This is a genomic window from Streptomyces mayonensis, assembly GCF_018982965.1.
Classification (GTDB): Bacteria; Actinomycetota; Actinomycetes; order Streptomycetales; family Streptomycetaceae; genus Streptomyces; species Streptomyces mayonensis.
Map to the genome: position 1 here is coordinate 1 of NZ_JACBYP010000274.1, position 955 is coordinate 955.

The 955-nt window shown below is 73.9% G+C and carries 1 protein-coding gene; it reads left to right on the top strand.

Annotated features, from left to right (window positions below; translation table 11 throughout):
- The first annotated feature begins 76 nt into the window (after nucleotides 1–76).
- Complete coding sequence (locus HZS56_RS37825) at nucleotides 77–865, top strand: carbon-nitrogen hydrolase family protein (RefSeq protein ID WP_216725328.1); 789 nt, start codon at nucleotides 77–79, stop codon at nucleotides 863–865.
- Nucleotides 866–955: the final 90 nt, after the last annotated feature.

Below are 955 nucleotides of genomic sequence, written 5' to 3' on the forward strand. Positions count from 1 at the left end.
CCGTATCCCCGTATCCCCGTATCCCCCGTTTCCCCGCTCACCGTTGCCGTTCACCCTTCACCGCTGAGGAACACGCATGCGCACCGCCCTGCTCCAGAGCTCCGGCCGACCCGGCTGCACCGCCGAGAACCTCACGTTCCTCGACGAGGCCGCGGGCCGTGCCGCCGCCGCGGGTGCCGGTCTGCTGGTGACCTCGGAACTGTTCCTGACCGGGTACGCGATCGGCGACGACGTCGGCGTCCTGGCCGAGCCCGCCGACGGCGACGCGGCCGGCGCCGTGGCGGAGATCGCCGGGCGCCACGGCCTCGCCGTCGCCTACGGGTACCCGGAGCGGGACGGCGAGCGCGTCTTCAACTCCGTCCAGCTGATCTCCGCCGAGGGCACCCGGCTGGCCGGATACCGCAAGACGCACCTCTTCGGCTGCTTCGAGCGCGACCACTTCACGCCCGGGGAACAGCCCGTCGTACAGGCGGAGCTGAACGGGCTCACCGTCGGCCTGATGATCTGCTACGACGTCGAGTTCCCGGAGAACGTCCGCGCCCACGCCCTGGCCGGCACCGACCTGCTCCTCGTGCCGACCGCGCAGATGCACCCGTTCCAGTTCGTCGCCGAGTCCGTCGTGCCGGTGCGGGCCTTCGAGAGCCAGATGTACGTGGCGTACGTCAACCGGGCCGGCCGGGAGGGGGAGTTGGAGTTCGTCGGGCTCTCCGTACTCGCCGGGCCGGACGGAACGGCCCGGGCCCGTGCCGGGCGCGGTGAGGAACTGCTGTTCGCCGACGCCGACCCGGCCTTCCTCGCCGGGTCCCGCCGGGCCAACCCGTATCTGAGGGACCGCCGCCCCGGCCTCTACGGCCCGCTCGCCTGAGCGCCGGCCGCGCCCCGGCCGCCGCCGCGCACCCGACACCGGGCCACCCGAGCGCGGCGGCGGCCGCTGGAGCGGAGCAGCCCAGCGGAG

What these genes read in the sequence shown, in the direction of transcription:
- HZS56_RS37825 (WP_216725328.1), top strand. Translation starts at nt 77, where the DNA reads ATGCGCACCGCCCTGCTCCAGAGCTCCGGCCGACCCGGCTGCACCGCC.